This window comes from Bacillus sp. MBGLi79 (genome assembly GCF_002953915.1).
The window spans coordinates 2,266,803-2,273,172 of record NZ_CP026521.1; the positions used below are offsets into that span (position 1 = coordinate 2,266,803).

Annotated in this window: 11 protein-coding genes; 7 read left to right on the plus strand and 4 right to left on the minus strand. The window is 41.5% G+C overall.

Annotation, left to right across the window (positions count from 1 at the left end; genetic code table 11):
* Positions 1-87: 87 nt before the first annotated feature.
* The 3 genes from cotM to sspO form a co-directional block, all read right to left on the minus strand.
* Complete coding sequence (gene cotM / locus C1T29_RS11310) at positions 88-480, minus strand: outer spore coat protein CotM (RefSeq protein WP_095432851.1); 393 nt, start codon at positions 478-480, stop codon at positions 88-90.
* A gap of 80 nt (positions 481-560) precedes the next feature.
* On the minus strand, positions 561-707 hold the full coding sequence (locus C1T29_RS11315; protein ID WP_003221237.1) for a small acid-soluble spore protein P: 147 nt from the start codon (positions 705-707) through the stop codon (positions 561-563).
* Between the two features lie 31 nt (positions 708-738).
* Positions 739-885 (minus strand): small acid-soluble spore protein SspO, encoded by a 147-nt coding sequence (gene sspO, locus C1T29_RS11320; RefSeq protein ID WP_003244839.1) that lies wholly within the window; start codon positions 883-885, stop codon positions 739-741.
* A gap of 226 nt (positions 886-1,111) precedes the next feature.
* Between sspO and acnA the strand changes: the two genes are divergently transcribed.
* From acnA to C1T29_RS11355, 7 genes are all read left to right on the plus strand, one after another.
* A complete protein-coding gene (acnA, locus tag C1T29_RS11325; RefSeq protein WP_071581689.1) occupies positions 1,112-3,841 on the plus strand; it encodes an aconitate hydratase AcnA in 2,730 nt (909 codons plus the stop codon).
* A gap of 71 nt (positions 3,842-3,912) precedes the next feature.
* Positions 3,913-4,425 carry a redoxin domain-containing protein gene (locus tag C1T29_RS11330; RefSeq protein ID WP_095432852.1) on the plus strand — a complete coding sequence of 171 codons (513 nt, stop codon included), beginning with the start codon at positions 3,913-3,915 and terminating at the stop codon, positions 4,423-4,425.
* A 79-nt stretch (positions 4,426-4,504) separates the two neighbouring features.
* Positions 4,505-4,630 (plus strand): FbpB family small basic protein, encoded by a 126-nt coding sequence (locus tag C1T29_RS11335; protein ID WP_003244964.1) that lies wholly within the window; start codon positions 4,505-4,507, stop codon positions 4,628-4,630.
* Positions 4,631-4,694: 64 nt separating this feature from the next.
* On the plus strand, positions 4,695-4,841 hold the full coding sequence (gene sspN, locus C1T29_RS11340) for an acid-soluble spore protein SspN (protein WP_003221249.1): 147 nt from the start codon (positions 4,695-4,697) through the stop codon (positions 4,839-4,841).
* Positions 4,842-4,876: 35 nt separating this feature from the next.
* Positions 4,877-5,128 carry a small acid-soluble spore protein Tlp gene (gene tlp / locus C1T29_RS11345; protein ID WP_014664135.1) on the plus strand — a complete coding sequence of 84 codons (252 nt, stop codon included), beginning with the start codon at positions 4,877-4,879 and terminating at the stop codon, positions 5,126-5,128.
* Between the two features lie 83 nt (positions 5,129-5,211).
* Positions 5,212-5,628, plus strand: a complete 417-nt coding sequence (locus tag C1T29_RS11350; RefSeq protein ID WP_071579104.1) for a YbgC/FadM family acyl-CoA thioesterase — start codon at positions 5,212-5,214, stop codon at positions 5,626-5,628.
* 15 nt (positions 5,629-5,643) lie between these two features.
* Complete coding sequence (locus C1T29_RS11355) at positions 5,644-5,943, plus strand: hypothetical protein (RefSeq protein ID WP_103748732.1); 300 nt, start codon at positions 5,644-5,646, stop codon at positions 5,941-5,943.
* Positions 5,944-5,973: 30 nt separating this feature from the next.
* Here C1T29_RS11355 and C1T29_RS11360 read toward each other — a convergent pair whose 3' ends face one another.
* Positions 5,974-6,261 carry a HesB/YadR/YfhF family protein gene (locus C1T29_RS11360; RefSeq protein WP_014664138.1) on the minus strand — a complete coding sequence of 96 codons (288 nt, stop codon included), beginning with the start codon at positions 6,259-6,261 and terminating at the stop codon, positions 5,974-5,976.
* Between the last annotated feature and the right edge of the window lie 109 nt (positions 6,262-6,370).

The window sequence follows — 6,370 nt, forward strand, 5'->3', positions numbered from 1 at the left end:
ATGGGAGAGTCACCAGAGGGTATTTGACGATAAATGGACGGACAAAAAGTCCCTTTCATTATAGGGGATGAAAGTGACTTTTTATGTTTAGCTGAGAGGGAATTGAAGAGAAAAAGAAGAGCCATCTTCTGTTTCTTTATTGACGGCGACTGTGAGTATTTGATTTTCGTATTCGGCTTGAATGGTTTTGTCATTAAAATAAAAAGGAAGCATCATTTGTTTTTCAAAAGTCTGTCCAGATGATTTGACTGTTAAAATGAACTCGCAGCCAGACAGGGTAACCATTACTTGTGTCGGCTGTAAAAAAGTCAGGTCCGCTTCTATAATATACTGCTGACTTGTTTCATATAAATCAATAGGCAATGTTTCGTCGTACCAGGCGAAGGGGTCTTCAAAAAATTGCCGAAGCCATTCATCCATACTATCGAAATCATTTGCATCATTACGTTTTGAATGGGTCATGGAAGCATTCCTCCACATATCAACCTTGCCTTACAGCATATGCAGTGGATGATAAATGGGTGAACGCATAAAAAAACAGACACTAAGGTCTGCTTTTCTTACATATCATGGCTTGAGTTGTGCTTTTGTCTTGTGTGGTTTCGGTTCTTCACTTTCTTGCTTCCGCTTAAAGGCTCAGGCTGTCCCGGATTGTGTCCTTTTGGCGCATTTTTATGCATATCTTTACTTGTATTTTTATTGGTCATAAAATGAGGACCTCCTTAAAAGAGTTCGATGTTATTGATTGGTTTTTCTCTTTTTATTATTTTGGCGTTCAGCTTCAGTCAGTACAAGCTGATCGTTTTCGATATAGCCGGCGCCTTTGCCTTGGCTTTTGGCGTCATTCATTCCGTTAATAACATGATTCGCTTTTCTTTTAACCATCATTATCACCTCAATCATAATATGGCTCCTTTCAGTGTGTTCTATGAGAGAGCATAAACAGTAAAAATTACCGGTGTATATTCTCATAAGTCGAACTTATTGTATTTAATAAAAACATTGATATTTACTTATGTATGATTTTGTTTTAATATGAAATTGTGAGAAAATTGTGATGGAATGTAATGTTCATCTGAGAATGATCTGATCTGAAGGGGGATTTTGGAGAATGGCAAACGAGCAAAAAACTGCAGCAAAAGACGTTTTCCAAGCGAGAAAAACGTTTACTACAAATGGGAAAACATATCATTACTACTCTTTAAAAGCGTTAGAAGATTCAGGTATCGGGAAGGTTTCGAAGCTTCCTTATTCCATCAAAGTTCTTTTAGAATCAGTTTTGCGTCAAGTGGACGGATTCGTCATCAAAAAAGAACATGTGGAAAATTTGGCAAAATGGGGAACTGCCGAATTAAAGGAAATCGATGTTCCGTTCAAACCGTCTCGTGTTATTTTACAAGACTTCACAGGGGTTCCGGCAGTAGTAGACCTTGCTTCACTGCGTAAAGCGATGGCAGCAGTCGGCGGAGATCCTGATAAAATCAACCCTGAAATTCCTGTTGATCTCGTTATCGACCACTCTGTACAGGTTGATAAAGCGGGTACGGAAGACGCGTTAGCAGTAAATATGGATTTGGAATTCGAAAGAAATGCAGAACGCTACAAATTTTTAAGCTGGGCAAAGAAAGCGTTTAACAATTATCAAGCAGTGCCGCCTGCAACAGGTATTGTGCATCAGGTCAACCTTGAGTTCCTGGCAAGTGTTGTCCATGCCATTGAAGAAGACGGTGAGCTTGTAACGTATCCAGATACGCTTGTGGGGACAGACTCACATACAACAATGATTAACGGTATCGGTGTTCTTGGCTGGGGTGTCGGCGGAATTGAAGCTGAAGCGGGAATGCTTGGACAGCCTTCTTACTTCCCAGTTCCAGAGGTAATCGGCGCGAAACTTGTCGGCAAGCTTCCAAACGGAACAACAGCTACTGACTTGGCGTTAAAAGTAACACAAGTGCTCCGTGAAAAAGGCGTTGTCGGCAAATTTGTTGAATTCTTCGGACCGGGAATTGCTGAACTGCCGCTTGCAGATCGCGCAACAATTGCGAACATGGCTCCGGAATATGGTGCTACATGCGGATTCTTCCCAGTAGATGAAGAAGCGCTCAACTACATGCGCCTGACAGGCCGTGATCCTGAACATATTGATGTTGTCGAAGCGTACTGCAGAAGCAATGGCTTGTTCTACACTCCTGATGCGGAAGACCCTCAATTTACTGATGTGGTTGAAATCGACCTCTCACAAATTGAAGCGAACTTATCAGGTCCAAAGCGTCCACAGGATTTGATCCCGCTTTCTGCTATGCAGGAAACGTTTAAAAAGCACTTAGTCAGCCCTGCGGGTAACCAAGGGTTCGGTTTAAACGCTGAAGAAGAGAATAAAGAAATTAAATTTAAACTTCTCAATGGCGAAGAAACAGTTATGAAAACGGGTGCGATCGCTATTGCCGCGATTACAAGCTGTACGAATACATCTAACCCATATGTTCTGATCGGCGCTGGACTAGTAGCGAAAAAAGCGGTTGAGTTAGGGCTTAAGGTGCCTAATTACGTGAAAACGTCACTTGCACCGGGTTCTAAAGTCGTTACAGGATATCTTGTGAATTCAGGCCTTCTTCCATACATGAAAGAGCTTGGCTTTAACCTCGTTGGGTACGGCTGTACAACATGTATCGGAAACTCAGGTCCGCTTTCACCAGAAATCGAAGAAGCGGTTGCGAAAAATGATCTTCTGATTACGTCTGTCCTTTCCGGAAACCGTAACTTTGAAGGACGTATTCACCCGCTTGTTAAAGGAAACTACCTTGCTTCTCCGCCGCTTGTTGTGGCATATGCGCTGGCTGGAACGGTAAACATTAACCTGAAAACCGACCCGATCGGTGTGGGTAAAGATGGTCAAAACGTATACTTTAACGATATTTGGCCGTCAACAGACGAAATCAATTCACTTGTTAAGCAAACTGTTACGCCTGAGCTCTTCCGCAAAGAGTATGAAACGGTATTTGATGACAACGAGCGCTGGAACGAGATTGAAACAACAGATGAAGCGTTATATAAATGGGATAACGAGTCAACTTACATTCAAAATCCGCCATTCTTCGAAGAAATGTCTGTTGAACCAGGCAAGGTTGAACCATTAAAAGGTTTGCGTGTTGTCGGTAAATTCGGCGATTCAGTCACAACTGACCATATTTCTCCTGCTGGTGCAATCGGTAAAGATACGCCTGCCGGAAAGTATTTGCAAGAAAAAGGGGTTTCTCCTCGTGACTTTAACTCTTACGGTTCCCGCCGAGGAAACCATGAAGTCATGATGAGAGGGACATTTGCAAACATTCGCATCAAAAACCAAATCGCACCGGGTACAGAAGGCGGATTTACGACGTACTGGCCAACTGGTGAAGTAACATCCATCTATGATGCGTGCATGAAATACAAAGAAGACAAAACCGGTCTTGTTGTATTAGCAGGAAAAGACTACGGTATGGGATCTTCACGTGACTGGGCTGCCAAAGGAACAAACCTACTCGGCATTAGAACGGTAATTGCAGAGAGCTTTGAAAGAATTCACAGAAGCAACCTTGTATTCATGGGTGTGCTGCCGCTTCAGTTTAAACAAGGTGAAAATGCGGATACACTCGGCTTAACGGGTAAAGAAGTCATCGAGGTAGATGTTGATGAAACAGTTCGCCCTCGTGACCTTGTGACGGTAAGAGCAATCAATGAAGACGGCAATGTAACAACTTTTGAAGCAGTCGTCCGCTTTGACAGTGAAGTTGAAATTGATTACTACCGCCATGGCGGCATCCTTCAAATGGTGCTTCGTGAAAAAATGAAGCAGTCCTGATGAATCAATAGGAAGAGAAGGCATTTCGCTTTCTCTTCTTTTTATGACAAAATGTGCTGCGGAGGTGGCATATGCTGAAAAAATGGCTTGCAGGGATCCTGCTTATTATGCTTGCCGGTTATATGGGTTGGAACCTGTATCAAACATACAGCAAAAAAGAAGTCGGAATTGAAGAGGGGCAACAAGCACCTGATTTTTCTTTGAAAACGCTGTCGGGAGAGAATAGCTCCTTAAAGGATTCACAAGGCAAAAAAGTATTGCTCAATTTTTGGGCAACTTGGTGTAAGCCGTGCCGTCAGGAAATGCCGGCGATGGAAGAGCTGCAAAAAGAGTATGCCGACAAACTTGCGGTTGTTGCGGTAAATTTCACTTCAGCTGAGAAAAGTGAAAAACAAGTCCGAGCGTTTGCTGATACGTATGATTTAACGTTCCCCATTCTGATTGATAAAAAAGGGATCAATGCTGACTATAACGTGATGTCATATCCAACGACATATATCTTGGATGAAAAAGGTGTTATTCAAGACATACACATTGGCACCATGACAAAAAAAGAAATGGAACAAAAACTGGATCTTGATTAGATTCAGTTTTTTTATGTTCAGATATGCTTACAAGTTTTCAGAATTGGAAAAAATAAAAGAATATGCGGAGGTGAGAAGCGTGAAGAAGATGAGAAAACGTTCTTTTCATGAGCTCGTCATGGAAAACAAAAAAGAGCTGATGACTAATACAGAGTATTTAAATCAGCTTGAGGAAAAGCTTGAACAGCGATTTAAGCAAAAATAACCTTTAATTTGTATTCATGTTTACCCCTCCTTTTGAGAAACCTATATGATGAGGAGGGATAAGCATGGGAAACAACAAGAAAAACGGTCAGCCTCAATATGCTCCAAGCCACTTGGGTACAAAGCCTGTGAAATATAAAGCCAATAAAGGGGAAAAAATGCATGATACTTCAGGACAGCAGCCGATCATCATGCAGACAAAGGGCGAGTAGCGAAAAATCGAGTTTATTTCTAGGAGGTACATCCGATGACAAAGAACCAAAATCAATATCAGCAGCCTAATCCTGATGATCGTTCTGATAATGTAGAAAAATTGCAGGATATGGTTCAAAATACAATTGAAAATATAGAAGAAGCAGAAGCAACAATGGAGTTTGCTTCAGGAGAAGATAAACAGCGTATCAAAGAAAAAAATGCAAGACGCGAACAGAGCATTGAAGCATTTCGCAATGAAATACAGGACGAATCCGCAGCGAGACAAAATGGATACCGCTCTTAAAAACCAGGGAAACCTGGTTTTTTTCTTTCTGATTTGGTTATGGTAAAATGGGGCTAAATTGACGTTAAGGGAGCAGAGTAATCTTGCATGTATCAAAAAAAGAAATAGAAGTGCGTTATGCAGAAACAGATCAAATGGGGATTGTCTATCACGCAAATTATCTTGTGTGGATGGAGGTCGGCAGAACAGCTTTAATCAAGGACTTAGGCTTTTTATATAGTGAAATGGAAAAGAGAGGAGTTCTGTCTCCGGTCGTTGATATCAACATTTCCTATAAAAAGCCGCTTCATTACGGAGAAACCGCGGTTGTCCATACATGGATAGAGGAATATAACGGCTTTAAAACCGTTTATGGTTATCACATTTATAATCCGGCCGGTGAGCTTTCCATCAAAGCCACCTCATCTCATATATGTGTGGATAAAGAAAGCTTTAAGCCTATTCAGTTTCGCAAAGCTTTTCCTGATTGGCACGCAGCATATGAAAAGGCCAAAAAATAGGGAAGTGAACGGGATATGGCGTTTGGTGTGAAACGGGAGGAACTGAACCGGTGGAAACAAGCAGTGAAAAAAGGAGAAATCGCATTTTTAACACATTACTGGCTTGATGACCGGTTTCCGGAAGCAAAGACTGTGACAAAAGCCGGCTGTGCAGATATTGATAAGCTGATTCGGTGGGGAGCAGCCTACGGGTTAAAGAAAGAATGGATACATAAGAAAAGTGAAATTCCTCACTTTGATCTGCTGGGGGAGACCCAAAAATATATTTTGGAACAAGAAAACCTAACCGATCATCTTATACGATTTCATTTGTAAAAAAAGAACGCACATCATGTGCGTTCTTTTTTATTGGTATTCAAAAACCGGTTCATTAGCGTCTTCTGAATAGCTGACGAGAAGGTCGTGATTATCAAAGTACCATAAATCACTTTCTTCAATAAAGAAGGTAATGCCGTCTGCTTCTGCAGTGACTCCAGCCTCTTGTGGGGCATCTTTCGCTACACCGAGAGAAAAACCCTTTTGAACGTTGCTGCAGCCTCCATAGCGGACGAAAAAGCGAACCTGGTCTCCGCTTTCCAAATCGAGCTCTTCTTTATACCAGTTCAATGCGTCTTCGTTAATTGTCATATTCATAACAGCACACCCCTTTGTTCTTCATTTGAATTTTCTCTATTATAAACGTATTAGGCTATTCTGTGTCAAAAGAGAAGGTTTTTAAGCTTATAGCCATTTTACTTTAGGT